Source organism: Mesorhizobium sp. ORM8.1, from assembly GCF_053005525.2.
Map to the genome: position 1 here is coordinate 3698577 of NZ_CM132600.1, position 25581 is coordinate 3724157.

The following is a 25581-nucleotide window of genomic DNA, read 5'->3' on the forward strand; positions in this document are numbered from 1 at the left end:
TTCACGAGCGTCAGATCATGTCCGACAGGTCCGAGAAGGCCATCGCCTTGCGCAGGATTTCGGTAAAGCGCTCGCCGGCGATTTGCTTGTCGCCGCTGTTGTCGATCGAAGTGACGTCCGGTCCCGACAATTGCACACTGGTGCTGCGCGCCAGGCGGGCGAGCACTTCGCCGCGCGATTCGCGGCCGCGCGCCGCCAGCCGTTCGGCAAGGATTTCGGGCCTCGCGGTGATCTCGACCACGGCCAGGTTGGCATAGCGCTCGCGCAGCGCCGGGATGACGGCGCGCGAGACATTGGCCACGGCAACATGGCCGTTGGCGACAGCCCAGTCGACATCGGCCGGCAGGCCGTAGCGCAGGCCGTGCGCGTCCCAGCAGAGCGCGAAGGCGCCGTCGGCTTCCGCTTCTGCGAAGGCGGCGTCGGCCAGCGTATCGTGGTCCTCGCTCGTCGCATCGCTCGGCCTGGTGATGACGCGGCGCACGAATTCCAGCCGCGTCTCGCCGGCAAAGCATGCCCTGGCGTAACCGATCACCGTGTCCTTGCCGGCGCCGCTCGGGCCGACGACCGCAACGAAGACGCCGTTGCGGATCGGCAGGGTTTCGGCAAGCTCGCGTTCGATCAGGGCCGAGACCATCATGCGACCCGACGCCCTTCGCGCCACACCGTGCGCACGACCGGGACATGGTCGTCGACGCGCACGCGCACCAGGTCGGCGCGGCGGCCGGGCTCGATGACGCCGCGATCGGCCAGGCCAACCGCTTCGGCCGGGTTCTTCGAGACCATGGCGACAGCCTGCGGCAGCGAGATGCCTTCGACGACGTCGCCAAGGAAAAAGGCCGACTGGATGAGGCTGAAGGGGATGTAGTCGGAGGACAGGATGTCGAGCAGGCCGTCGGCGGCCAAGGTGCGCGCCGAGACATTGCCGGAATGCGAGGCGCCGCGCATGACATTGGGCGCCCCCATCAGCACGCCGAGGCCCGCCGCCCTGGAGGCCTTGGCCGCCTCTTCTGTCGTCGGGAACTCGGCGACGCGCACGCCTTGCTCGATCGCCTCGTCGACATGACCGATGGTCGCGTCGTCATGGCTGGCCAGCACAATGCCGCGTTCGTGGCAGGCGGCTGAGATGAAGACGCGGTTCGGGGCTGAATTGCGGTCCGATTCCGCCATGCGCTTCTCGCAGAATTTCTTGAAGTCGCGATCGGTCAACTTGAGCTTGCGCTGGTAGTAATAGGCATAGGTCTCAAGGTTGACGAACTGGCGCTGTCCAGGCGCGTGATCCATCAGCGAGGCGAGCTTGACCCTGTCGTCGGTCTCGAAATTGGCGAAGGCCTTCAGGCAATCCGGCGCCGAGACCTCGCAGCGCAGATGGATGAAGTGGTCGGCCCTGAGCCGGTCTTCGCGCACGCTGTCCTCGATGGCGTCGGCAAGCTTGCGGATATCGGCGGAGGTCAAGTCGGCGTCCTCGTCCATGCCGACGCGCAAGGCGTCGAGCACGGTGGTGATGCCGGCTGTCGCAACCTGCGCGTCATGGGCAAGCACGGCGGCGATCGGGTTCCAGCGCACTTTGGGGCGCGGCGCGTAGTGGCCTTCGAGGTGGTCCGTGTGCAGCTCGACGAGACCGGGGATGATGTAATCGCCGCCCATGTCCTCGCCGGCGCGGGTGGCGCCAGGCTCGACAGCGGCAATCAGGCCATCGCGCAGCAGCAACGAGCCCTCGACGATTTCGTCGGGCAGCACGATGCGGGCATTGGTGAGAATTGTTTCGGCGGTCATCTCGGTCGGTCCTGTCTCAAGCAGCGGAATTGGCAGCAAAAATCGGCGGTCATCTCAGGCGGTCTTGCGGGCCGGGCGATGTCCCAGCGCATGGTGGGAAAGCACCATGAACGGAGCACCGGGCTCGCTTTCGACGAACAAGGTCAGCGCATTCACCGGCACCGGCTGCCGCAGCACGTCGGCGAACAAGCCGTCTATCGCTGCACGAAGACGTGGGCTTTCCTGTGGCCCGACGCGCCCCGAAAGCGTCATGTGGAAGCGGAACGTGTCGAAGACATAGGGGTAACCCCACTGGCAGAGGTTGCGGAACTCGTCCGGCTTCAGCGCATCCGGACTGCGGCGCTCGATCTCGACCTCCGTCAACGGCGCGCGGAAAGGATCGAAGCTGCGCACCACCTCGCCGGCAAAACTGTTCAACGGAGCAAACGGAGCTTCAGGCACCAGGGCGAAGAAGCCGTCGATCTGGCCGATGACGAGGCGCGGAACGACGACGGGTGGCGTCGCCTGCGCGAACGCGTCGAGCGCGGCGCGCAGCGAAGCCTCCGTCCCGTTCGGCGCCAGCCGGAACGGCGCTTTCAGCGTCGCATGGAACCCGTATCGCCGGGCCGAGGCCGTATGGAAGGCAACTTCGGCCGCCGACAGATCGCCGACAGCTTCGACCGGGCGCGTCGCCGCGCCGAACGGATCGCGGCCCAGCCAGTTGGCGGCGATGCGCGCCAGCGGCTCATCCTGCCTCGGGGTGTAGTAGATGGCGTAGCGCATGAATGTTCCTCGTCAAGCGCGCTGCGCCCGAAGGATCATGCGACGCGCTTCAAGTCCTGGTTTTTTGGCAAGCCGTTGTCCCAAAACGCCGAGGCGCTTTGGCGACGTGCATCAGACCCGCTGCCATAGGTGATTTCCATGACGGATTGACGAAGCTTTCATGGGTTTTCGAAGGCAAGTCCACCCTCGAGGTGCTTAGCCGACGATTTTTCCGCGCTGGACCAATGGTTACGCGATAAGCCTGCTCAAGCCTTCATCAGCCATTCGTGCTCGGCGGCGTTGTGGAATTTCCACGTCCGCTTCGGGCCGGCCATGACGTTCAAATAATAGAGATCGTAGCCGTGGCAGGCCGCGCAGGGGTGATAGCCCTTGGGCACCAGCACGACGTCGCCATCCTCGATCGCCATCGCTTCGTCGAGATCGCGCACGCCATTGCGGTCGGCATCGGTGTAGACGCGCTGGAAGGCAAAGCCCTGCGGCGGGTTGAGGCGGTGGTAGTAGGTTTCCTCGAGATAGGATTCCACGGGGAGATTGTCCTGGTCGTGCTTGTGCGGCGGGTAGCTGGAGGTGTGCCCGCCGGGTGTGATGACCTCAACTACAAGCAGCGAATCCGCCGGCTTGCCCTCGGGCAGGATGTTGGTGACGTAGCGCGTGTTGGTGCCCTTGCCGCGCACTTCCTGGCCGAGATCGTCCGGGCCGATTACCCGTACCGGCAGGCCGCCGCCAAGACCCGGCGCGGAACAGACGGCGAGCTCCAGTTCCGTATCGGCTGTCACCGACCAGTCGGAGCCTTGCGGCACATAGACCGACCATGGCTTGCCTTCGAAAGGCGACATCCGCCCGCCAAGCAGGCCGAGATCCTTGCCGCCGGCCGATGTCTTGCCCTTGCCGGTGACGAAGACCAGGCAGACCTCGCGGTCGTCCGTCTTGCCAGATGCCGTCTCGCCCGGCTTCAGCCGATGCAGGTCGAAACCGACATAGGTCCAGCCGGCGCTTTGCGGCGTGACATGCGCGACGTGACCGTGGCCCTTGTCGGCCTTGACGAGCAGTTTCGGCATTTTTCGTCTCCTATCGCAAATCTTCGAGGTCGGCCGCCAACTTCCGACCCATTGACCACCTTATTCCTTCGGCTCGACCGGAGGCTTCTCATCGAACGGCTTGTAGAGATAGAAAAACTGCCACACCGCATAGCCGGTGAAACCGAGCGCGATGACGCCCCAGAACGGCGTGCCGGTGGCGAACTCGATCACCGACCAGATCAGGCAGACGGCGACGATGACGACGCGCCGCCATAACGGCTTGAAGAAGGGGTGCTCGTAATCTTTCATCGCGCCATCCGGAAGTTGCCTGACCGGTCCTCAGATAAGCCACCCGTCATAGCCAATCCAGCGCTCACGTGGTGAGGAACCCTTGCGTCTCGACCGTGTAACCCGCGGCCGTCATCACCCGCATCAGCTCCTTGTGGCCGACTTGCGCCATCTTGAGCGGCGGGTTCTTCTTCGGGTCCTGCTCGGCCTCGACGACGAACCAGCCCTCATAGCCGTGATCGGCGAAGCGCTGCACGATGGCGCCGAAATCGAGCGAGCCGTCGCCCGGCACGGTGAAGGCGCCAAGCGCCACGGCGTCGAGGAACGACTGCTTGGTGCGGTCGAGACCGTCAATCACGCCCATGCGCACATCCTTCACGTGGACGTGGTTGATGCGCTTGTGATGGTTGTCGATGGCGCGCAGCACGTCGCCGCCGGCGAAAGCGAGATGACCGGCGTCGAGCAAAAGCGGAATGCCTTCGCCGGAATGGCGCATGAAGGCGTCGAGCTCCGGTTCGGTCTCGACCACCGCCGCCATGTGATGGTGATAGGAGAGCGGCATGCCCTGTTCGGCGCACCATTCGCCGAATTCGGTCAGTCGCCGGCCATAGGCCTTCATCTCGTCGCCGGTGAGTTTCGGCTTGGTGACCAAGGGCTTGGAGCGGTCGCCCTGGATCGAGCGGCCGACCTCGCCATAGACGATGCAGGGCGCGGCGACCGCCTTGAACAGGTTGATCATCGGCTGGATGCGATCCTTGTTCGCCGCCATATCCTCGTTGACCAGCGTGCCGGAGAACCAGCCGCCGCAAAGCGTCACGTCGACCTGGCGCAGGATCGGCAGCATCACGTCGGGATCATCGGGGAAGCGGCGGCCCTTCTCCATGCCGGTGAAGCCGGCCGAGCGCGACTGCCGCAGGCACTCCTCCAGCGACACATCATCGCTTAATTCCACCAGATCGTCGTTCCACCACGCGATGGGGGACATGCCCAGTTTGGCTTTCAAGTCGTCAACTCCAATGTCGGTTCGTTTCCACCCTCCCTACGAGGGAGGGCAATCGCATATGAGTTTTTACGAAGAGGACCCCCACCCCTAACCCCCCCCACAAGGGGGAGGGAGACCCGGTAGGCGCTGATCTCCGCAAACCGCCAACGTTTCGACACCAAAAGGAGGGCATGCGGCAGCGTTCCCTCCCCTTTGTGGGGAGGGTTAGGGTGGGGGTCCTCTTCGTAAAAACTCATATGCGATTGCCCAAGGGGGAGGTGGGGTTTTGGCAGTGCCGGCATCAATTTCCGATGTTCTGCATCTGCCGCTTTTCCTCATAGGCCTTCCGCGCTGCGTTGACCTCGCGCCGCGCCGAGACTTCCGGCACGGCGACGTCCCACCAATGGCCGCCGGCCTCTGTCGACACAAGCGGGTCGGTGTCGATGACCAGCACCGTGGTCTTGTCGTTGTTCTTTGCCTTGGCCAAAGCCGTCTCCAGCTCGGCGATCGACGCCACCTTTTCGGCTATCGCGCCGAGGCTTGCCGCATGCGCGGCGAAGTCGACATCGGGCAGCACCTCGTGGCGCGAGTCCTTCAGGAGATTGTTGAAGTTGGCGCCGCCGGTCGCCATCTGCAGCCGGTTGATGCAGCCATAGCCGCGATTGTCGAGCAGCACGATGGTGAGCTTGAGGCCGAGCATGACCGAAGTGGCGATCTCGGAATTGAGCATCAGGTAGGAGCCGTCGCCAATCATGACGACGACCTCCTGGTCGGGCTTGGCCATCTTGGCGCCGAGGCCGCCGGCGATCTCGTAGCCCATGGTCGAGAAACCGTATTCGGCGTGGTAAGAGCCGGGCTCCCCCGCCTGCCAGAGCTTGTGCAATTCGCCGGGCAGCCCGCCTGCGGCATGCAGCAAGGTGACACCCGAACCCATGGCGCGCTGCACGGCGCCGATGACCTGCGCGTCGGACGGGTAAGCGACGTTGGTCGCGGCCGTGACCTTGGCGGCTGCCGCCTGCCAGTCGGTCTTGCCCTTCAGCGCATTGTCGGTCCAGGTGGACGGCGCCTTCCAGTCCTTCAGCGCGGCGGACAGTTCCGCCAGGCCTTCGGCGGCATCGGCGACCAGCGGCAGCGCCCAATGCTTGCCGGCATCGAAAGCCTGCGTGTTCAGGCCGATAATGGTGCGGCCTGCATTCTTGAACAGCGACCAGGAGCCGGTGGTGAAGTCCTGCAGCCTGGTGCCGACGGCAAGCACCACGTCGGCCTCTTCCGCCAGGCGGTTGGCGGCGGAGGTGCCGGTGACGCCGACCGCCGCCATGTTGAGCGGATGATCGTCGGGCAGCGAGGATTTTCCACCCTGGGTTTCGCAGACGGGGATGCCGGCACCTTGCACCAGCTTCGCCAGCTCTCCGGAAGCCTGCGAATAGAGGACGCCGCCGCCGGCGATGACCAGCGGTTTCTTGGCGCCCTTCAGCGCGGCGACGGCGGCAGCCAGTTCGTTGCGATCGGGGCGAATCCGGCGCGGCGCCCAAACGCGCTCGGCAAAGAAGCTCTCCGGATAATCATAGGCCTCGGCCTGCACGTCCTGGCAGAGCGACAGCGTGACCGGGCCGCATTCGGCTGGATCGGTCAGCACCTGCATGGCGCGGTTGAGCGCCGGGATGATCTGCTCGGGCCGCGTGATGCGGTCGAAATAGCGCGACACCGGACGGAAGCAGTCATTGACCGTCGCCGTGCCGTCGGAAAAGTCTTCGGCCTGCTGCAGCACCGGGTCGGGCAAACGGTTGGCGAAGACATCGCCGGGCAGCAGCAACACCGGCAGCCGGTTGACATGGGCAAGGGCAGCCGCCGTCACCATGTTCAGCGCGCCGGGACCGATTGAAGACGTCGCGGCCATGAAGCGGCGGCGGAAATTCGCCTTGGCATAGGCGATCGCCGCATGCGCCATCGCCTGCTCGTTGTGGGCGCGGAAGGTCGGCAATTCGTCGCGCACCTGGTAGAGCGCCTCACCGACGCCGGCGACATTGCCGTGGCCGAAGATCGCCCAGACGCCGCCGAAGATCGGCACGGTCTTGCCATCGATCACGGTCATCTGGCGGGACAGAAAGCGGGTCAGCGCCTGCGCCATCGTCAGGCGAACGGTCTTGCTCATTGTCGTTTCCTCCGGCGTCTCGATGACGTCTCGTTATGCTGCCTTGCGGCCGCGCGCGGCAAGCCAGGCCTCGGTCAATTGCTCGAAGCGCGACGCCATGTCGGCGATGGCCTCGTCGTCCGACATCTTGCCGGCCAGCCATTGTTCGGCAGCGTTGATGAAGATGGTGCGACCGACAGCAAAGCCCTTGACGATGGGCGCGTTGGCCGTGGCGGCGAAGGCCGCGACGAGTTCGTCCTGCGGCGCCTCCAGCCCAAGCAGCACGACGCCACGGCACCATGGGTCGTTCTTGACGATGACCTGTTCGATCCTGGCCCACGCGGCCGCCGAGGCCTGCGGCTCGAGCTTCCACCAGTCGGGCTTGATGCCCAGCGCGTACAGCTCTTCCAGCGCACGCGGAATGGTGGTGTCGTCGAGCTTGCCGTGCTTGCCGGCGATGATCTCAATGAGAAGCTCCCTGCCGACCTTCCGCGCGGCCTCGAACAGCGCGCGCAGCTTCTGCTGCTGCTCGGTCTTGAGCGCCTCGGGATCGTCCGGATGGTAGAAGCACAGGCATTTGATGCAATGGTCGACCGGCCATTCGGTAAGCTGCGAGCCGATATCCTGCGAGAATTCGAAGCGCAGCGGCCGCGACCCAGGCAATTCGACCGGACGGCCGAGCCAGGCAAAACGATGGCGGGCGAATTCAAACATCGCGTCGCGGCCGTATTTCTCGTCGATCAGCATGCCGTAGCCGTCGCGGCCGGCCGCGACCTTGGCTGCTGCCTTAACGGTGAGCACCTTGAAGTCGGGAATGCGCGCGGCATCGACGCCGAGCTTGGCCGCGATGTCCTCCAGTTGCACGCGATGATCGCAGGCCAGCGCCATCAGCGAAGGGATGTCGCGCCGGCGCGTCGTCGCCCAGTGGATATGATTGATCGCTTCGTCCTTGCGCAGCGCCAGATGCTTGCTGCCGTGCTTCAAAAAGAACTGCAGCTCCTCGAAGGTCGGGTATTCCGGCGCGCAGAGCAGGCGCGACACGGCGAAAGCGCCGCAGGCATTGGCCCAGGTCGCGGCCGTGGCGAAGCTTTCGCCGCCGAGCCAGCCGCGCAGGAATCCCGACATGAAGGCATCGCCGGCGCCAAGCACATTGTAGACCTCGATCGCAAAGCCCTTGCCGACGATGCCGTCCTCGAGGTCGTCGCTGATCGCTCCGTCATAGACGATGCAGCCCATGGCGCCACGCTTCAGAACGATGGTGGCCGACGACAGCGAGCGGATCGTCTTCAGCGCGCTCAGGCAATCGTCGGCGCCGGAAGCGATCATGATCTCTTCCTCGGTGCCGACGATGAGATCGCAATCGGGCAGCACGGTCTTGAGCTGCGCCGAGACGCGGTCCGACTTGACGTAGCGCTCGAAACCCTCGGCATGGCCTGCAAGGCCCCAGAGGTTCGGACGGTAGTCGATGTCGAAGACCACCTTGCCGCCCCGGGCTTTCATCAGGCGGATCGCCTTGCGCTGCGCGGCATCGGAATTTGGGCGGGAGAAATGCGTGCCGGTGACGACCACCGAACGCGCCGAGGCGATGAAGGCCTGGTCGATATCTTCCTCGGCCAACGCCATGTCGGCGCAGTCGGTGCGATAGAAGATCATCGGCGAGACGCCTTCGCTCTCCACCGAAAGCAGCACCAGGGCGGTCAGCCGTTCTTTATCGGTCTTCAAGCCATCGACCGAGACGCCTTCGCGTCGCAACTGCTCGCGGATGAAGCGGCCCATCTGCTCATCGCCGACGCGGGTAAGCAGCGCCGAGCGCAGGCCAAGCCTGGCGGTGCCGACGGAAATGTTGGCCGGGCAGCCACCGACCGACTTGGCGAAAGAGGTGATGTCCTCCAGCCGCGAACCGATCTGCTGGCCGTAGAGATCGACCGAGGCGCGGCCGATCGTGATGACGTCGAGCGGCGGATATTTTCCTTCCACGGCTTCGCCCATTCGAACCTCCCATCGGCCTTGTTGTGCAGAGCAGCGTCGTTTGGGCGGCATGCGCAAACGGCGGCATGGCGCCGTCAATATGAAATATTAATTCCAATCCGCAGTCAATATGGAATGAGCATTCCCGGACTGAAAAGCGCTCGCCGGTGAGGCTTCAGCCCTTGCGCTTGCGGCCGGCTTCGCGGCGCTTTTCGCCGACGGCGACGGTCAGCGCCATGGCCAGCGCCATCGTTGCCGAGATCGAGCGGAAGCCGCCGAAATCGGCCTCGGCGACCTCGAACCAGACCTTGGCGAACTGAGCCAAGGGTGAGAACGATGAGTCGGTGATGGCGACGATCGGCACACCCTGTTCCGAGATCGCGCGCGTCTCCTCGATGGTCGCGGGCGCGTAGGGCGAAAAGCTGATGGCGATGACGGCGTCGCGCGGTGTGGCGAAGCCGATGATCTCGGCGTTCAAGCCGGCGGCCGATTCCACAAGCTGGTTGCGGATCTTGAGCTTGCCCAGCGCATAGGCAATGTAGGACGCGACCGGATAGGAGCGGCGCTTGGCCAGCACATAGATGGTCTCGGCCTTCGCCAAAAGTGCGACCGCCTCGTCGAAATGCACATCGTTGAGCGCCCGCGAAATATCGCCCAGCGAGGTGCTGGCGGCGGCGACGAAGCCGTCGAAGATCGCCCGGTGGCCGCCGCCCTCCTCGGCCTTGGCGCGCAACGCGGCGAGGCGCTCGTCATAAGAGGAATTGCGCTCGCGCAACCGCTCGCGAAACACCTGCTGCAGGCTGGTGAAGCCGTCGAAGCCCAGTTGCTGGGCGAAACGGATCAGCGTCGAGGGCTGGACACCGGCCGAAGCGGCGATGCTGGCCGCCGTGCCGAAAGCGATGTCGTCGGGATTGTCGAGCGCATAGGCGGCGATCTGGGCGATGCGCTTGGGCAGGCTCGCACGCCGGTCGAGGATCGTCGCGCGCAGCGTCTCGAAATCGCGAGGCACAAGTTCGTCCATCGTCGCTCCGCCCGCGGCCATGTTGATTGACCCTCTCCTGCCTCATCATAACCGGTTCATGCAAGAACACCATAAAAAATGATTTGGACGTTCCATTCCTGAGTAAAATGGATTAACCCATCCATACCTTCAGTACCCTTATCGCGGAGACATCGACATGGTCGGAGTAGGCCTCATCGGCACGGGCTTCATGGGCAAGTGCCACGCCATTGCCTGGAATGCGGTCGGCACCGTCTTTCCCGATGTCGAAAAGCCAAGGCTGGTGCATCTAGGCGAGGTGAATGACGATCTGGCCAAACGCAAGGCCGGCGAGTTCGGCTTCGCAAAAGGCTCCGGCGACTGGCGCGCCGTGGTCAACGACCCGGATGTCGATGTCGTCTCGCTGACCACGCCGAACCAGTTCCATCCGGAAATGGCGATCGCCATCCTCGAAGCCGGCAAGCATCTATGGTGCGAGAAGCCGATGGCGCCGAGCTTCGCCGAGGCCGAGGCGATGGCAAAGGCGGCGACGAAATCCGGCAAGGTGGCGGTGCTCGGCTACAACTATATCCAGAACCCCGCCATCCGTCACATCGGCGCGCTGCTCGACGAAAAGATCATCGGCGACGTCAATCTCGTGCGCATCGAGATGGACGAGGATTTCATGGCCGATCCGGAAGCGTTGTTTTTCTGGAAGCACGAGGCGGCCTCCGGCTATGGCGCGCTCGATGATTTCGCGGTGCATCCTTTGTCGCTGATCAAGGCGCTGTTCGGCCGCGTTTCCCGCGTCATGTGCGACATGGTCAAACCCTATGCCGACCGGAAAGTCGCTTCCGGCGGCCGCCGCGCGGTCGAAACCTACGACATTGCCAGCGTCCTGATGCATCTCGAAAACGGCGTTGCCGGCACGTTGCTGGTCAACCGTTCGGCCTGGGGCCGCAAGGGCCGCATCGCCATCCAGATATTCGGTTCGAAAGGCTCGATCCTCTACGACCAGGAGCGGATGAACGAATTCCAGCTCTACCTCACCGCCGACCGGCCGACCGAGCAGGGTTATCGCACCGTGCTGGTGGCGCCGCATCACAAGCCCTACGATTCCTTCCTGCCGGCGCCTGGCCATGGCCTCGGCTTCAACGACCTCAAGATGATCGAATGCCGCGAGCTTTTGATGCGGATCGCCGGCAAGCCGGCCCGCATCATCGATTTCGACGAAGGGCTTGAGATCGAACGCACGGTACATGCGATGGCGCGCTCGTTCCGGGAACAGCGCTGGGTCGATGTGAGATAATTCGCGGCAGGCGGCCGGCCTTCAAACGCTGGCGTCCGGCGCGTTGGTTTCCCAACCATCGACCCAGAGCTGGCGCAGCCGGTCGCCCTCGCCCTTGAACCAAAGGCCGGTCGGCTGGCAGTCCGCGATGCGATCGCTGCGGAAATTGCGGATGGCCTGGCGCAGCTCGCACCAGGCGACGGTGTTCACCGTCTCGGCGTAGTAGATCAACGCGATCGGCCGGATGATGCGTTGCGTGGCCCGGCCTGCTTCGTCGCGATAGGACAGATCAAGCTTCTCCTCGTCGCGAATGGCGCGGCGCACCAGCGACAGGTCAACCGCCGAGGCTGACGGTGCGGCAAACCCCCAGGCGTGCAGCGCGTTGGCGTCGAGCGTCTGCCGCAAGGGCGCCGGCACGGCGCCGGCGATCTTGGCGCCGACGCGTTTTGCCGCCTGCTTCAGCTCATCGTCACCTGTCCTTTCGAGGAGCGCCAGCGACAACACGATCGCCTCCATCTCCTCGATCGAAAACATCAGCGGCGGCAGGTCGAAGCCCGGGCGCAGGATGTAGCCGATGCCGCGCCCGCCCTCGATAGGCACGCGCATCGCCTGCAAGGCCGCGATATCGCGGTAGATCGAGCGGACAGTCACCTCCAACTGCTCGGCGATCATTGCAGCCGTCACCGGCTGCCTGGCCAGCCGCAGGATCTGGATGATCTCGAACAGGCGTGAGGCCTTGCGCATTTTGCTCACCCGAACTGAAACGCTACTGACACATCCCCGTCAGTTGGCATCGCCTATAGGGCCGCCCAGCCGCTTGAAAATCAACCGATTCCTTTGCGCCACCGCCGGCGCCGCGACAGGCAACTGACATGAGTTATACCGAAAACCTCTGGCTTTTCTTCGTGCTTTTGTTCGGCATCATCGCCGTGCCGGGCATGGATATGCTGTTCGTGCTGGCCAACGCGCTGACTGGCGGGCGCGACAGGGGTCTCGCCGCCACCGCCGGCATCATGCTGGGCGGCGTGGTGCATACGCTGAACGGCGCGGTCGGTGTCGGCCTGCTCATGCATTTCGTGCCGATCCTGTTCACGCCGCTGCTGATCGCCGGCGCTGCCTATATGGCCTATATCGGCATTGCGCTGATGCGCAGCTCCATCACTGTCGGCGACGACGGGCCTACCGGCAGCCGCTCGTCGTGGAAAGCCTTTCGCCAAGGAATGGTCACCTGCCTGATCAATCCCAAGGCCTATCTCTTCATCCTCGCCGTCTATCCGCAATTCCTGAAGCCGGCTTACGGTCCGATCTGGATGCAGGCGACGATCATGGGATTGCTGACGGTGGTCACGCAAGCGGCGATCTATGGCGGGCTCGCCATCACCGCCGGCCGCAGCCGGCGGATGCTGGTCGCCAATCCGCGCGCGACCGTTCTCGCCGGGCGCGCGGCCGGGCTGCTGCTGTTTGCGGTCTCGGTGTTCACCGCGTGGGAAGGATTGAGGGCGGCGTGACCGCCGCCCTCTCCGCTTAGCTCAGGCCGCGCCCTGCCGGCTGGCATCCATTTCGCGCTTCACGGAACGGCGCCATTCGACGGCGCCGGCAAGGCCATGCAGCACCGTCTCGGTGGTCGCCCAGTCGATGCAGCCATCGGTGATGCTCTGGCCATAGGTCAGCGGCTTGCCGGGCACGACATCCTGGCGGCCGGCGACAAGATTGCTCTCGATCATGACGCCGATGATGCGCTCGTCGCCCGCCGCTACCTGGCCCGCCACGTCATGCGCGACCTTAGGCTGGTTCTCCGGCTTCTTGGCCGAGTTGGCGTGGCTGACGTCGATCATCAGCCGTGGCGCGATACCGATACGGCCGAGTTCGGCGGCAGCGGCATCGACGCTTGCGGCGTCATAGTTGGGCTGAACGCCGCCGCGCAGGATGACGTGGCAGTCCTCATTGCCGGTGGTCGCGGCAATGGCGCTGCGGCCGTCCTTGGTCACCGCCATGAAATGATGCGGCTGGGCGGCCGACTTCACCGCTTCGGCGGCGATCCTGAGATTGCCGTCGGTGCCGTTCTTGAAGCCGACCGGGCAGGACAGGCCCGACGCCAGCTCGCGATGGATCTGGCTTTCGGTGGTGCGCGCGCCGATGGCGCCCCAGGCGACGAGGTCGGCGATGTATTGCGGCGTGGTCATGTCGAGGAATTCGGTCGCCGCCGGCAGGCCGAGATTGTTGACGGCCGACAGCACGTTGCGCGCCATGCGCAAGCCCTTGTCGATGTTGAAGCTGCCGTCGAGATCGGGATCGTTGATGAGGCCCTTCCAGCCGACCGTGGTGCGCGGCTTCTCAAAATAGACCCGCATGACGATCTCGAGCCGGTCGGCCAGGGCTTCACGCAGCGCCGCCAGACGGCTGGCGTAGTCCACGGCGGCGACCGGATCATGGATGGAACAAGGGCCGACGATGACAATCAGTCGATCGTCGGCCCCCGTCAGGATCGAATGGATGGCGTTGCGCGAGGCGGCAACGGTGCGCGTCGCCGTCAGCGAGCGCGGTATCTCGCGCATCACGTCGTCGGGCGTGCTCAGTATCTTGAGTTCTCTGACCCGAAGGTCGTCTGTGGTGGTCAACACGGCTTTCTGCTCCTGATTTTAGGAGACCTGCCGGCTGAAACAAAAAAGCCGCCAGGTCTGGCGGCTTGTCGGATGTTGTTGCTGCAATCTTCAGATCGAGCGCAATCCTCCCGCCGCCAGCGAGTTCCTAAAGTACCAATACGTGGCGGACAGGTTGATCATGAGCGGTCATATAGTCGATGCGGTGGCGTTTGTCACGTGGGTGGTCGGAGACAATTCGGATGGGCCGAACCCTCGCGATTTCGTCATCCCAGGGCGAAGCAGGAGCGAAGCTCCGTCGTGGAGACCCTGGGATCCATTCCGTGACCCTAATCGTAGGGCGTAGCGGAGCAGAATTCTGCACCGCTGCAACGCTTCGAGGTCGCGGCATGGATCCTCGGGTCTGCGCCCCGTCGCTACGCTCCTTGCTCCGCCCGTGGATGACGAAGTGACGGGCGTTTCGGCTAATCGCCAAAGCATCCAGCGTCGAGCAGCTCATGCGGTCCAGGGATCGAAGAGTTCAATTCCAAAGCCTTCGAAATCCTTCGTATTGCGCGTTGCCAAGGTGAGTTCCTGGGCAATCGCCGTGGCCGCAATCAGACCATCCATCGACGACAGGCCACGACCTTTGCGCTTGGCGAGGCCCATCAGGTCACCCCAGGCCAAGGCAACTGGTTCGTCGACCGGCAAGACCCTCTGCTCGAAGCGCTGCGGCAGGTCCCGAGCGAGCCATTCGGCCAGCGCCTCGCGTTTGCGGCCCTCATCCATGAGAGCGACGCCGCGCCGGATTTCGGCGATCGATACGACGCTGATGAAGGAGCGGTCCTCATCAAGCCCGTCTAGCCAGTGCAGAACGCGTACGTCAGGCGACGGCCTTGTCACTTCGGACAGGATATTCGTGTCGAGCAACAGCCTCACAGCGGCAGATCACGCGGTTCGTCGCGTTGACGCTCAAGGTTTAGATCGGAGCCGCGCAGCGGCGACTCCAGCAGGAACTCGGCGAGCGTACCCTTGCGCGCGGTCTTGCGCAGCCACTCCTCGGCCGAGACGACAACCACGCTTGGTTTGCCGTTCTTGGTGATTGTCTGCGGCGAGGCCTGCGCGCGCTCGATAACCTCCGAGAGCCGGGCTTTTGCCCCGGCGACCGTCCAGCTGGTTTTTTCGGTGACGTTAGCATCGCATCCCTCCTGACCAGTTTGACTATTGTGACTATATATGGGAATAGCGATGCTGCTGCAACAGGGGTTGAAACTACTCCGGCGACGTCCCCGCAACATTCTGATCATAGTCGACGAGCGATCCCGTCATGACGCCCGACTGCGGGCTGACCATGTAGCCGATCAGCCGCGCCAATTGATCCGGTTTCACCAGCTGGCCCATCGGCTGGCCGGCCTCGGCCTTTGCCAGCCAATCGTCGGACGCGCCGTGCCACTTCTTCTGCACGATGTCCTCACCTTCCGTGTCCATCCAGCCCGGCAGCACGGCGTTGCAGCGGATGCGGTTGAAGCGATAGGCGTTGGCGACGTTCTTGGTCAGCGTCGCCAGCGCGCCCTTGCTCGATGAATAGGGCGCCAGGAAGGACTGGCCGCAATGCGCCGACATCGACAGCACGTTGACGATCGAGCCCGGCACCTTGCGCTCCAGCAGATGTGTCACAAGGCCCTGCATCAGGAAGAAGGGACCGCGCACGTTGGTCTGGAAAATCTGGTCGAACACCTCTTCGGATGTCTCGACCAGCGAGCCGCGTGCCGAGGTGGCGGCGGCGTTGACCAGCGCGTTGATGGTGCCGAAATGCGAGATCGCGGTCGCGACCGCGCGCTTGCAGTCCGCCACTTTGGAGACGTCGGCGCTGATGAAGATCGCGTCGACGCCGACTTTCGCGAAGTGCGCGACCGCCTTGTCGCCCTTCTCCTGCGAGCGGCCGATGAGCGCCAGCGCGCCGCAGCCCTCGTCGGCCAATGCCTCAGCAACAGCGAAGCCTATGCCTTGCGCGCCGCCGGTGACGACGGCGCGCGTTTCTGAATTGCGACCGGCTGATGCGCTCATCGCTGTGCTCCTGTGCCTTGGATTTCGGTTCTTACTTGTCGAGGCGAACGGTCTTGCCTGTCGTCGCCGATTTCAGCGCCGCATCGGCGAGCTTCAGCGCGACGAGCCCGTCGGCGCCGCTTGGCGCCGCCTTCTTGCCCTTTGTCGCGGCGGCGATGAAAGCGGCAATCTCGTTGGCATAGGCGTCGAGATAGCGGGTCATGAAGAAGTCGTGCAGCGGCGGGCGGGTATAGCCCTTCTCATTGGCCACTTCGATCGACACTGGACGCTGGTTCTCGGCCGCGACCATGCCCTTCGAGCCATGCACCTCGATGCGCTGGTCGTAGCCATAGGTGGCGCGGCGCGAGTTGGAGATGATGGCCTGCTTGCCGGACGCCGTCTCGAGGATGACGCTGACCGAGTCGAAATCGCCGGCTTCGCCGATTTTCTTGTCCACGAGCACCGAGGCATGGGCGCTCACCGCAACCGGCTCCTCGCCGAGCAGGAAGCGCGCCATGTCGAAATCATGGATGGTCATGTCGCGAAAGATGCCGCCCGAGCGCTTGATGTAGTCGACCGGCGGGGCGCCGGGATCGCGCGACGTGATGGTGACCATCTCGACGGTGCCGATGACGCCGTCGTCGATGGCCTTGCGGACAGCGGCGAAATGCGGATCGAAGCGACGGTTGAAGCCGACCATCAGCGTGGCCTTGGCCTTGTCGACCACCGCCAGGCACTTCTCGACGCGCTCGACGTTGAGGTCGATCGGCTTCTCGCAGAAGATCGCCTTGCCGGCCCTGGCAAAGCGCTCAATGAGATCGGCATGGGTGTCGGTCGGCGTGCAGATGATGACGGCGTCGATATCCCCGGCCTTCTCGATGGCGTCGATCGTGCGCACTTCAGCGCCATAGGCCGATGCCAGGTCAGTCGCGGCCTTCTCGAAGGCGTCGGCCACGGCCACCAGTTTTGCATCGGGGTTTGACCCGACGGCGCGGGCGTGGACCTTGCCGATGCGGCCGGCACCGAGGAGGGCGAAGCGAACAGTCATGGAAATTTCCTCTAAGGGATGGTTCGAGAGAATAGTGTCTGCACCGTCCGACGACGGAGAGAGGGCAGGGTTGTTTCCGAGCGCGGCGGATCGTCCCGCAGCCGTGTGCTGCCCGGCCTAGGCCGCCAGCTCCGCCTCCCCGGTCTTGGCGCCGGTGATGTAGGAGACGATGTCGTTGCCGTCGGTATCCTGCTTCCGCAGATTGGCGACGATGCGGCCGCGCCGGAAGACGACGATGCGGTCGCAAAGGTCGAACACCTGGCGCATGTTGTGGCTGATCAGGATCAGCGGCTCGCCGTTCGCCTTCAGCGTGCGGATGATGTTTTCGACCTGCGCCGTTTCCTGAACGCCAAGGGCCGCCGTCGGCTCGTCCATGATGATCAGCTTGGAAGCGAAGGTCGCGGTCCTGGCGATCGCCACGCATTGGCGCTGGCCGCCGGACATGTGGCGGATGGTGCTCGACAGGTTCGGGATCTTCACCGCCGTACGCACCAGTGCCGCCTCGGTCGCCTTGCGCATATATTTGCGGTCGAGGATCGAGAACGGCCCGAGGTTGAACAGCACCTTTTCGCGGCCGAGGAAGAGGTTCGACGGCACGTCGAGATCGTCGGCCAGAGCGAGGTTCTGGAACACGGTCTCGATGCCCGCCGTGCGGGCCTCGATCGGGCCGGCGAAGTTGACCTCCTTGCCGTCGAACCAGACCTGGCCGCTGGTGCGTTGCTCGACGGCTGTGATCTGACGCACGAAGGTCGATTTGCCGGCGCCGTTGTCACCCATGATGGCGACATGCTCACCCTTGCGCAGCTCGAAATTCGCACCTTCCAGCGCATGCACGCCGCCATAGCGCTTGGTGAGGTTTTCGGTCTTCAGGACGATGTCTGACATGGTCAAGCCCTCAATGCCCGCACGCGTTGACGCCATTGGTCGAGAACGACCGCGCCGACGATGATCACGCCCTTCACCATCTCCTGATAGTAGGCGTCGAGGCGCAGGAAGGTGAAGCCGGAAATGATGACGCCGAAGATCAGCGAGCCGATCACCGTGCCGATGATCGAGCCGCGGCCGCCCGACAGCGAGACGCCGCCGATGACCGCCATGGCAATGGCGTCGAGCTCGTACATCACGCCCATGCCGGACTGGGCGGTCAGGTTCTTGGAGGAGAGCACGACGGCGGCAAGCGCGGCAAGAATGCCGGCAATGACATAGACGAGGATCTTGTGGTTGGCGATCTTGATGCCGGACATGCGCGCGGCATCCTCGTTGGAGCCGATGGCGTAGCAGTGCTTGCCGTATCGCGTGTAGGTCAGGATGAGCTGGAACAGGATGGCCAGCGAGATGAAGATGATGACCGGCATCAGGCCCTTGCCGATCGCCGCGAAGCTGTCGGTCGGGAAAGAGATCGGCTGGCCCTTGGACCACCATTTGGCAATGCCGCGCGCCGTCACCATCATGCCGAGCGTGGCGATGAAGGGCGGAATGCGCGTGTAGGCGATCAAGGCGCCGTTGACCAGGCCGGCGAATAGGCCGCAGGCGACCGCGACCAGCACCGGCACGATTACCGGCAGGTCGGTCCAGCCTTGCGCCAGGAACATCGCCTTGGGGTTGGGGTTGCCGTTGACTGTCGCCACCTGGGCGAAGCTCATGGCGATCATCGCCGTGGCGCCGACGATCGAGCCCGATGACAGGTCGATGCCGCCGGAAATGATCACCTGCGTGACGCCGATGGCGATGATGCCGACGATCGACACCTGCAGGATGATGATCTGCAGGCGCGCCTCGTTGAAGATGCCGCTGACGTCGCTGCGGGTGTTGAACAGGAAGCTGTCGCCGAGAAAGATGCGGCCGATCAGTTCGAAGATGACGACGAGAATGACCAGCGCCAGGAACACATTGAACTCGGCCGGCCATGCACGCTTCTTCGCATCGTAGGTGAGACCGCCGACGCCGTGAGATGTCTGTGCCATGTCTTATCCTCCGTCGGTCGCACCTGCCCTGCCGCCCGTACGGGCGGTGAGGGAAAGCAGGGAGCGGCGCTGGTGTTATCGGCTGAGCGCCGCTCGGTCTTTATCTCGACGCAATTCCGGACGGAAAACGGCTTCAAAGTTTTTCCTGGAATTGCTCGGCGAAGCGCAGGCCTCAGTTCTTCTTCAGGAACTTGTCGATGTTGGCCGGCGTGACGAGCTGGAAGGGCACATAGACCTTGTGCTCGACCTTCTCGCCCTTGGCGAGCTTCAGCGCCGCGTCGAGCGCGCCAGCGCCCTGGCCGGCCGCGTCCTGGAAGACCGTTGCGTCGAGGTCGCCCGCCTGCATGGCGGCCAACGCGTCCTGGGTGGCGTCGACGCCGCCAACCACGACCGACTTCATGTCGATGTTGGCGGCCTTCATCGCCTGGATGGCGCCGATGGCGCTCTCGTCATTGTTGGCGATGACACCGTCGAACTTCTTGCCGGTCGACAGCCAGTTGGTCATCAGGTTCTGCGCTTCGTCGCGATTCCAGTTCGAGGTCTGCTTGTCGATGATCTTGATGAAGCTGCAATCCGGCGTGGCAATGACATTGTCGATGTCCTTGGTGCGCTGCACTGCGGCCTGGTTGGAAAGCTCGCCCATGATGACATAGACATTGGCTTCCTTCTTGCCGGCTTCCTTGAACAGGCGGCAGACTTCCTTGGTCTCGAGCGTGCCGGAATCGGCTTCGTTCGAGGCGACGAAGGCCTGGTTGTCGGGCAGCGTGTTGACGTTGACCGGCTCGCGGTTGACGTAGACCAGCGGGATCTTGGCGGCGGCGGCGGCGTCCGACATGGCCTGCGTGGCCGAGGTGTCGACCGGGTTGACGATGATGGCGTCGACGCCCGAAGCGGCGAAGTTCTTGATCTGGTCAAGCTGCTTGGCGACGTCGTTCTGCGCGTCCTCAACCTGCAGCTCCACGCCGCTCATGCCCTTGGCCTGGGCGATCATGCCGTTGCGCAGCACGGTCAGGAAGTTGTCGTCGAACTTGGCCATCGAGACGCCGATCTTGGCGGCGAAGGCCGATGAGCACATCAGCGCCGAAAGCGCGACGCCCAAAAGCAGTTTCTTCATTTTATGTCTCCTCCACTTGGTGTCCGGCTGCACCCATTGAACCGGAATCCCCGGTTTGCCCGGAGAATCTCTCCCTGCGGCCATTCCGCTCCGAAGGCGCGATGGAACGCCAAGCCCCTGTTTGAAACAGACGTTCCGGAACGAAAGAACCAAAATGCCTAGTTGGTGAAATATTTATTCCATTTCGCCTGGAGACGTCAAGGGCGATTCGGAATGAACATGCCGGAATTTCATGGCCGACCGGCGCAGCGTCCGACACCGGTCGGGCAAACGCGCCCCGTCGGGCCAAGATTTGCCGACAGCACGAGCATGACAGAAATCCATCATCTGATGGATCACATCATTTCGTCGGTCTCAGATGTCAGATGTTTTCGGGAAGAAAGATGTCGAAGGGCAGGAACGTCTGGCCGGGCGCATTGGCCGCGCCGCTCTCGATGGCGTGCGCCATCAGCGCCACGAGTTCCCGGCAGAGCGCCGCCAGCGGGGTCGAGATCACCATGGTGAGGATGTTGTCGGCAAGGGCGGCGCGCGACACGGCGTTGATCTCATTGCAGATGACGATCGGCATCTGCGCCGGGCTCGCCGTCCTCAGCGCCGAGACCGCGCCTTCCATGCCGCCGCCGGCGACATAGCAGCCGGCGAGATCGGGATGCCGCGCCAGAAGATCGAGCATGGCATCGTGGGTCACGTCATTGGCCTCGAGGTTGACCAGCGTCTCCATCACGGTGAAATCCGGCGCATGCTCGCGGAAGAAGGAGCGGAAGCCGATCTCGCGCAATTCATGGCCATGGAAGCGGTGGCTGCCGACAAAGAGCGCGACCTTGCCGGGTTTCCTGGCCGCCTTGGCGATCATCCAGGCCGCGCTGCGGCCGACCTTGCGGTTGTCCAGCCCGACATAGCCTTCGCGGATGCCGGCGGCGAAATCCGACAGCAGCGAGAAGACCGGCTGGCCCTTCGCCTTCAGCGCCTCGACGGTCGCCGTCAGTGTCGGATGGTCCGGACCGACAATTGCGATGGCCCTGGATTTGGCCGCCAGCCTGCGCATCTGCGCGGCGATCTCGTCAGGCGCCAGCGAGGCGGCAAAGTCGATCGTCGCAACACCACGGAAGCGTTGCGACTGGGAGACCGCCAGGTCGAGTTCCCGGGCGAAATCGCCGTAGAAGACATCGTTGCCCCTGAGTAGCAGGAAGCCGAGGCGGTATTCCGGCAGTTCCTGTCGCATGCGCTGCTTGATCAGCCCTGCCGCGTGATAGCCAATCTCAGTGGCGGCCTCGTAGACGCGGCGCGCCGTGTCCTCGCGCACCGGCAAGCGGTTGTTGAGCACCCTGTCGACCGTCGCGACGCTGAGGCCCGAGACGCGCGCGAGATCGGTAATGGTCGGCCGCTTTGCCATGATCGCTCCACCCTTGTCCGATTCAGGATAGCTCATCCTGATAGGAAATGATAGAAACTATCTTTGTGATGTTGAGACTATCATGAGCTGGCGCTATGGTGAAGTCGAAGCAAGCCCTGCGCGAGCGATGCGCCTTCGCCAGCGGCTGATGGAGGAACCCCAATGACGGCGATCCTGTCTTCTGCGGCGACGCCGCGCGACTACAGCCTGATCGGGCGCGACGCAAAACGCGCGGTCGAGAACGGGCTGGCGGCGGCCGAATGGTACCACACCGATATCCCGCGCAAGCAGATGAAGGAGCTGATGCAGCGCTCCGACCAGCCGGCCATCCGCGACACCGCCATCTGGCTCGGCGCCATGGTTCTCAGCGGCGCGGCCGGCGCGCTGCTCTGGGGCACATGGTGGTGCGTGCCGTTCTTCTTCGTCTATGGCGTGCTCTACGGCTCGGCGACCGACTCGCGCTGGCACGAATGCGGCCATGGCACGGCGTTCCGCACACAGTGGATGAACGACGCCGTCTACCAGATCGCCTGCTTCATGATCATGCGCAACCCGGTGACCTGGCGCTGGAGCCATACGCGCCACCATACCGACACCATCATCGTCGGCCGCGACCCGGAAATCTCAGTCATGCGACCGCCGGACCTTGTGCGTGTGGTGCTGAACTTCTTTGGCATCGTCGACGCCCGGCATGCGATGAGCGACATGTTGCGCAATGCCGCCGGCATCGTCAGCGAGGCGGAAAAGACCTTCATCCCGCAACAGGAGCAGCCGAAGGCGATCCGCATTGCCCGTATCTGGGCGGCGATCTATGCCGCAACCATCGCGCTGGCATTCTATTCCGGCTCGTTCCTGCCGCTGATGCTGGTCGGCCTGCCGCGGCTCTACGGCGCCTGGCATCATGTGATGGTCGGCCTTCTGCAGCATGGCGGGCTTGCCGAAAACGTCACCGACCATCGGCTGAACAGCCGCACCGTCTACATGAATCCGATCAGCCGCTTCATCTACTGGAACATGAATTATCACGTCGAACATCACATGTTCCCGATGGTGCCCTATCACGCGCTGCCGAAGCTGCACGAACTCATCAAACACGATTTGCCGGCGCCGACGCCGTCGATCCTGGCCGGCTATCGCGAGATGATCCCGGCTTTCCTGCGCCAGCTGCGCAACGAGGACTATTTCGTCAAGCGCGCGCTGCCGCCGACGGCGCGGCCTTACCGCGAGGAACTGCACGGCGACATGCCGATGGCGGCCGCAGCCGAGTGACATTCGAGACATTCAGGACTTCGGGAGGACGAGATGAGCGACTGGGTCGAGGCCTGCGCGGCTGGAGACATCGACGAAGAAGACGTGATGCGGTTCGACCATGCCGGCCGCACCTTCGCCATCTATCGCAGTCCGGACGATGAGTATTTCGCGACCGACGGCCTGTGCACGCATGAAAAGGTGCATTTGGCCGACGGGCTGGTGATGGACGACATCATCGAATGCCCGAAGCACAATGGCCGCTTCAACTACAAGACGGGCGCGGCTCGTGGTGCGCCGGTCTGCGTCAACCTCAAGACCTATCCGGTCAAGGTCGACGCCGGCAAAGTCCTCATTCAGATCGGATGATGACCGTGGCGGGTATGGTGATCATCGGCGCGGGCGAGTGCGGCGGGCGGGCCGCCCTCGCCTTGCGCGATCTCGGCTTCGAGGGACCAGTGACGCTGGTCGGCGACGAGCCGCATCTGCCCTATGAGCGTCCGCCGCTGTCGAAGGAAGCCATGGCGGACAAGACGCCCGTCATCAAGGCGATCGCCAGCGACGAGTTGCTCGCGGAGCGTTCCATCCGGCATATCCATTCCGTGCGCGCCACCGCGATCGACCGCGCGGCGCATCTCGCGCACCTGTCGGACGGTTCAACGCTTGCCTATGACAAGCTGCTCATCGCCACCGGCTCGGTGCCGCGCAAATTGCCGATGCCGGGGCTCGGGTCACGCTGCGTCTATCTCAGAACCTTCAACGACGCGCTGGCCATTCGTGCGCATCTCAACGCGGGAAACCGTGTTGCCGTCATCGGCGGCGGCTTCATCGGCCTGGAGCTTGCCGCCGCGGCGCGCAGGCTCGGTGCGACGGTCACCGTCATCGAGGCGCAGCCACGCATTCTGACGCGCGGCGTGCCTGCGGAGATTGCCGCGATCGTCCGCAAGGCGCATGAGGCTGAGGGCGTGACTATGCTCACCGGGCAAGGGATCGCGGCGATCACCGATGATGGCGCGCTCGTTCGCATCACGCTTGCCGACGGGCAAGACGTGGCTGCCGACCTTGCGGTGATCGGCATCGGCGCCGTGCCGGTGACCGCGCTTGCCGCCGAAGCCGGGCTAGCGATCGACAATGGCATCGCCGTCGACGACCGGCTGCAAACCCAAGATCCGGACATCTTCGCCGCCGGCGACTGCTGTTCGTTCCCGTTGGCGATCTATGGCGGACGGCGCGTGCGGCTCGAAGCCTGGCGCAACGCGCAGGAACAAGGCGCGCTCGCCGCCCGCAACATGCTGGGCGCAGATGAGATGCATGCCGCCGTGCCGTGGTTCTGGTCGGATCAATATGGACTGACGCTGCAGATCGCGGGGCTTTCGGATGAAGGAAGCTCGACCGTTCGGCGCGATCTCGACGACGGCGCTTTCATCCTGTTCCATCTGGCCGGAGACGGCCGTTTGGTGGCGGCGAGCGGCATCGGCCCGGGCAATGCGGTGGCGCGCGATATCCGCCTGGCGGAAATGCTGATCGCCAAACGGGCAAGCCCGGCGCCGGACGCGCTTGGATCGCAGGCCGTCAAATTGAAGTCGCTGCTCGCGGCTTAAACTGTGCTAAACTGGACCGCTTTGCTCGGGGGGACCAGCGATGCCTTATTCGATCCTCTACGGCCTTTCCCTCGCTCAGATCAGGGAGGACTTCGCTACGGCGAAAGATGCCTTTCGGCGCATCGAGGCGCTGCGGAGCGGCGCCGCTATCGGCATCATCATTTTCGACAAGAGCGACACGGAGATCAGCGCCGCGCGTCTGGCCGAGCTCGCCGAAGTTGAAGACGACCCGCCGTAAAGCTGGACTAGAAAAGCGCCTTCAGCTCGTCGAGCTTGTCGTTGACCAGCCAGCCGTAATAATTCTCCTCCGGCAGCTTCACCGGTTCGCCGGCGGCGCGGCGCTTGTCGTTCTCGGCCTTCAGCGCATAGGCGCGCTGCTCCGGATTGCCGACATTGTAGAGCGTGGCGGTAAGCCCGGGATTGTTCGAGATGTCGAAGCCGGCAATGCTCTTATAGGCGTCGATCGACTTTTTGATCGTCGCGGCCACATAAGGCAGCGTCAGGTCCGGATCCATGATGGTCTTGTAGACCGCGTTGGGATCGCCGACGTCGAGCTCGGGCAGGCCGGAGACCTTGTGCACGAGGTCGCTCATCTGCAGCGCCGTCAGCGGGTTCAGCTGGCCAAGGCCAAAAGTCTGGCCGGCATAGTAAGGCTGGAAGAAGGTGGCGCCGAAGCGGTCATCGGGGAAATCCTCGCCGCCCACGGTCTTGCCGCGGAAGGCATGGTTCCACACCTGCTCTCGGCACTCCCCACATCATAGCTGTCGCTCATGCCGGCGCATTTCTTGAATTCCGGCCGCTGGATGAAATCCGAGACGTCCTCGCCATGATAGGCGAAGGAAAGCTTGCTCGACAGATAGGAGATCGCCTTGACGTAATAGGTCTGCAGGCGGTCATAGGCATCGACATTATAGGTGTGCTCGCCGACGATGGCGCCGACGATATGCATCGGATCGATGCCATAGGCGGCGGCCGCCTTCCTGATCTTGCCACGCAGATCGGCATCGTTCTGCAACAGCGCATAGACCTTGCGGTATTTGGCCTGGAAGGTGGTGTTGGTGGCCTGGGTGCGCCGGCTGGAAGCGCCGGGAATGTCGGGCTGCACGCTGTTGCGGTTGCCGGACGGCACCACGGTTGCGGCATCTGCCGTTGCCACCGCCGCCGCCAAGGCAATGCCGAGAATAAGGAAAATCAGTTTTTTCATGCGCCGCCGCCCAGATCAGGATGACGATTTCGTTGAATCGCCATCCTGATCTAATTCTTTGTTGAAGCATGATCTTTTCCGAAAACCGGTTCCCACTTTTCGGGATCATGCTCTGAAGATATTGCCGCGCAAACTAGGTAAAGCTCCTGGTCGAGTCGAGAGCAACCCCATCGCCCGGCATGACGAAAGCTTAA

General features: G+C 63.7%; 25 protein-coding genes and 1 pseudogene. 6 read left to right on the forward strand and 20 right to left on the reverse strand.

The genetic code is table 11. The annotated features are described in order from the left end of the window. Positions 1-10: 10 nt before the first annotated feature. The 9 genes from phnN to ACVDG8_RS18530 form a co-directional block, all read right to left on the reverse strand. Positions 11-637, reverse strand: a complete 627-nt coding sequence (gene phnN, locus ACVDG8_RS18490) for a phosphonate metabolism protein/1,5-bisphosphokinase (PRPP-forming) PhnN (protein WP_447255961.1) — start codon at positions 635-637, stop codon at positions 11-13. Continuing rightward, positions 634-1773: an alpha-D-ribose 1-methylphosphonate 5-triphosphate diphosphatase gene (locus tag ACVDG8_RS18495; RefSeq protein WP_447255962.1), complete on the reverse strand. Its 1140-nt coding sequence runs from the start codon at positions 1771-1773 to the stop codon at positions 634-636. Before ACVDG8_RS18495 ends, phnN begins: the two co-directional genes overlap by 4 nt. A gap of 54 nt (positions 1774-1827) precedes the next feature. After that, positions 1828-2535: a DUF1045 domain-containing protein gene (locus ACVDG8_RS18500; protein WP_447255963.1), complete on the reverse strand. Its 708-nt coding sequence runs from the start codon at positions 2533-2535 to the stop codon at positions 1828-1830. 245 nt (positions 2536-2780) lie between these two features. Continuing rightward, positions 2781-3593, reverse strand: coding sequence for a 5-deoxy-glucuronate isomerase (gene iolB / locus ACVDG8_RS18505; RefSeq protein WP_447255964.1), 813 nt, complete (start codon positions 3591-3593; stop codon positions 2781-2783). 60 nt (positions 3594-3653) lie between these two features. Beyond that, entirely contained in the window at positions 3654-3863 is a 210-nt protein-coding gene (locus ACVDG8_RS18510) for a DUF3329 domain-containing protein (protein WP_447255965.1), read from the reverse strand. Between the two features lie 64 nt (positions 3864-3927). Then, positions 3928-4845, reverse strand: a complete 918-nt coding sequence (gene iolE / locus ACVDG8_RS18515; protein WP_447255966.1) for a myo-inosose-2 dehydratase — start codon at positions 4843-4845, stop codon at positions 3928-3930. A gap of 280 nt (positions 4846-5125) precedes the next feature. Next, positions 5126-6976 carry a 3D-(3,5/4)-trihydroxycyclohexane-1,2-dione acylhydrolase (decyclizing) gene (iolD, locus tag ACVDG8_RS18520; protein WP_447255967.1) on the reverse strand — a complete coding sequence of 617 codons (1851 nt, stop codon included), beginning with the start codon at positions 6974-6976 and terminating at the stop codon, positions 5126-5128. A gap of 33 nt (positions 6977-7009) precedes the next feature. Next, positions 7010-8944, reverse strand: a complete 1935-nt coding sequence (locus tag ACVDG8_RS18525) for a bifunctional 5-dehydro-2-deoxygluconokinase/5-dehydro-2-deoxyphosphogluconate aldolase (protein WP_447255968.1) — start codon at positions 8942-8944, stop codon at positions 7010-7012. Positions 8945-9098: 154 nt separating this feature from the next. Then, a complete protein-coding gene (locus ACVDG8_RS18530; RefSeq protein ID WP_447255969.1) occupies positions 9099-9944 on the reverse strand; it encodes a MurR/RpiR family transcriptional regulator in 846 nt (281 codons plus the stop codon). Positions 9945-10101: 157 nt separating this feature from the next. Between ACVDG8_RS18530 and ACVDG8_RS18535 the strand changes: the two genes are divergently transcribed. After that, positions 10102-11211: a Gfo/Idh/MocA family protein gene (locus tag ACVDG8_RS18535; protein WP_447255970.1), complete on the forward strand. Its 1110-nt coding sequence runs from the start codon at positions 10102-10104 to the stop codon at positions 11209-11211. Positions 11212-11232: 21 nt separating this feature from the next. On the opposite strand, the gene ACVDG8_RS18540 is transcribed toward ACVDG8_RS18535, so the two are convergent. Further along, positions 11233-11934, reverse strand: coding sequence for a helix-turn-helix transcriptional regulator (locus ACVDG8_RS18540; RefSeq protein ID WP_447255971.1), 702 nt, complete (start codon positions 11932-11934; stop codon positions 11233-11235). Between the two features lie 128 nt (positions 11935-12062). On the opposite strand from ACVDG8_RS18540, the gene ACVDG8_RS18545 reads away from it, so the two are divergent. Beyond that, the gene (locus tag ACVDG8_RS18545; RefSeq protein WP_447255972.1) at positions 12063-12698 is read left to right on the forward strand and encodes a LysE family translocator; all 636 of its coding nucleotides are present in this window, start codon (positions 12063-12065) and stop codon (positions 12696-12698) included. Positions 12699-12719: 21 nt separating this feature from the next. On the opposite strand, the gene ACVDG8_RS18550 is transcribed toward ACVDG8_RS18545, so the two are convergent. From ACVDG8_RS18550 to ACVDG8_RS18590, 9 genes are all read right to left on the reverse strand, one after another. Next, positions 12720-13811: a 3-deoxy-7-phosphoheptulonate synthase gene (locus ACVDG8_RS18550; RefSeq protein WP_447255973.1), complete on the reverse strand. Its 1092-nt coding sequence runs from the start codon at positions 13809-13811 to the stop codon at positions 12720-12722. A gap of 474 nt (positions 13812-14285) precedes the next feature. After that, on the reverse strand, positions 14286-14708 hold the full coding sequence (locus ACVDG8_RS18555) for a PIN domain-containing protein (RefSeq protein ID WP_447255974.1): 423 nt from the start codon (positions 14706-14708) through the stop codon (positions 14286-14288). Next, on the reverse strand, positions 14705-15007 hold the full coding sequence (locus ACVDG8_RS18560; protein ID WP_447257382.1) for a type II toxin-antitoxin system Phd/YefM family antitoxin: 303 nt from the start codon (positions 15005-15007) through the stop codon (positions 14705-14707). The genes ACVDG8_RS18555 and ACVDG8_RS18560 overlap by 4 nt, the downstream gene beginning before the upstream one ends. Before the next feature lie 34 nt (positions 15008-15041). Then, a complete protein-coding gene (locus tag ACVDG8_RS18565) occupies positions 15042-15836 on the reverse strand; it encodes an SDR family oxidoreductase (RefSeq protein WP_447255975.1) in 795 nt (264 codons plus the stop codon). Between the two features lie 31 nt (positions 15837-15867). Next, positions 15868-16863: an inositol 2-dehydrogenase gene (iolG, locus tag ACVDG8_RS18570; protein ID WP_447255976.1), complete on the reverse strand. Its 996-nt coding sequence runs from the start codon at positions 16861-16863 to the stop codon at positions 15868-15870. A gap of 117 nt (positions 16864-16980) precedes the next feature. Further along, on the reverse strand, positions 16981-17748 hold the full coding sequence (locus ACVDG8_RS18575) for an ATP-binding cassette domain-containing protein (RefSeq protein ID WP_447255977.1): 768 nt from the start codon (positions 17746-17748) through the stop codon (positions 16981-16983). A gap of 2 nt (positions 17749-17750) precedes the next feature. Beyond that, on the reverse strand, positions 17751-18827 hold the full coding sequence (locus ACVDG8_RS18580) for an ABC transporter permease (RefSeq protein WP_447255978.1): 1077 nt from the start codon (positions 18825-18827) through the stop codon (positions 17751-17753). Positions 18828-18999: 172 nt separating this feature from the next. Next, positions 19000-19941 (reverse strand): sugar ABC transporter substrate-binding protein, encoded by a 942-nt coding sequence (locus ACVDG8_RS18585; protein WP_447255979.1) that lies wholly within the window; start codon positions 19939-19941, stop codon positions 19000-19002. A gap of 361 nt (positions 19942-20302) precedes the next feature. Then, the gene (locus ACVDG8_RS18590; protein ID WP_447255980.1) at positions 20303-21334 is read right to left on the reverse strand and encodes a LacI family DNA-binding transcriptional regulator; all 1032 of its coding nucleotides are present in this window, start codon (positions 21332-21334) and stop codon (positions 20303-20305) included. Positions 21335-21496: 162 nt separating this feature from the next. On the opposite strand from ACVDG8_RS18590, the gene ACVDG8_RS18595 reads away from it, so the two are divergent. The 4 genes from ACVDG8_RS18595 to ACVDG8_RS18610 are packed head-to-tail and all read left to right on the forward strand — an operon-like array spanning position 21497 to position 24421. Next, entirely contained in the window at positions 21497-22603 is a 1107-nt protein-coding gene (locus ACVDG8_RS18595) for a fatty acid desaturase family protein (RefSeq protein ID WP_447255981.1), read from the forward strand. Between the two features lie 33 nt (positions 22604-22636). Then, positions 22637-22951 (forward strand): MocE family 2Fe-2S type ferredoxin, encoded by a 315-nt coding sequence (locus ACVDG8_RS18600; protein ID WP_447255982.1) that lies wholly within the window; start codon positions 22637-22639, stop codon positions 22949-22951. After that, a complete protein-coding gene (locus tag ACVDG8_RS18605) occupies positions 22948-24183 on the forward strand; it encodes an NAD(P)/FAD-dependent oxidoreductase (RefSeq protein WP_447255983.1) in 1236 nt (411 codons plus the stop codon). The genes ACVDG8_RS18600 and ACVDG8_RS18605 overlap by 4 nt, the downstream gene beginning before the upstream one ends. 40 nt (positions 24184-24223) lie before the next feature. Further along, the gene (locus ACVDG8_RS18610) at positions 24224-24421 is read left to right on the forward strand and encodes a hypothetical protein (protein WP_447255984.1); all 198 of its coding nucleotides are present in this window, start codon (positions 24224-24226) and stop codon (positions 24419-24421) included. A gap of 7 nt (positions 24422-24428) precedes the next feature. Here the strand turns inward: ACVDG8_RS18610 and ACVDG8_RS18615 are convergent. Continuing rightward, a pseudogene (locus ACVDG8_RS18615) lies at positions 24429-25387 on the reverse strand (DUF1402 family protein). Positions 25388-25581: the final 194 nt, after the last annotated feature.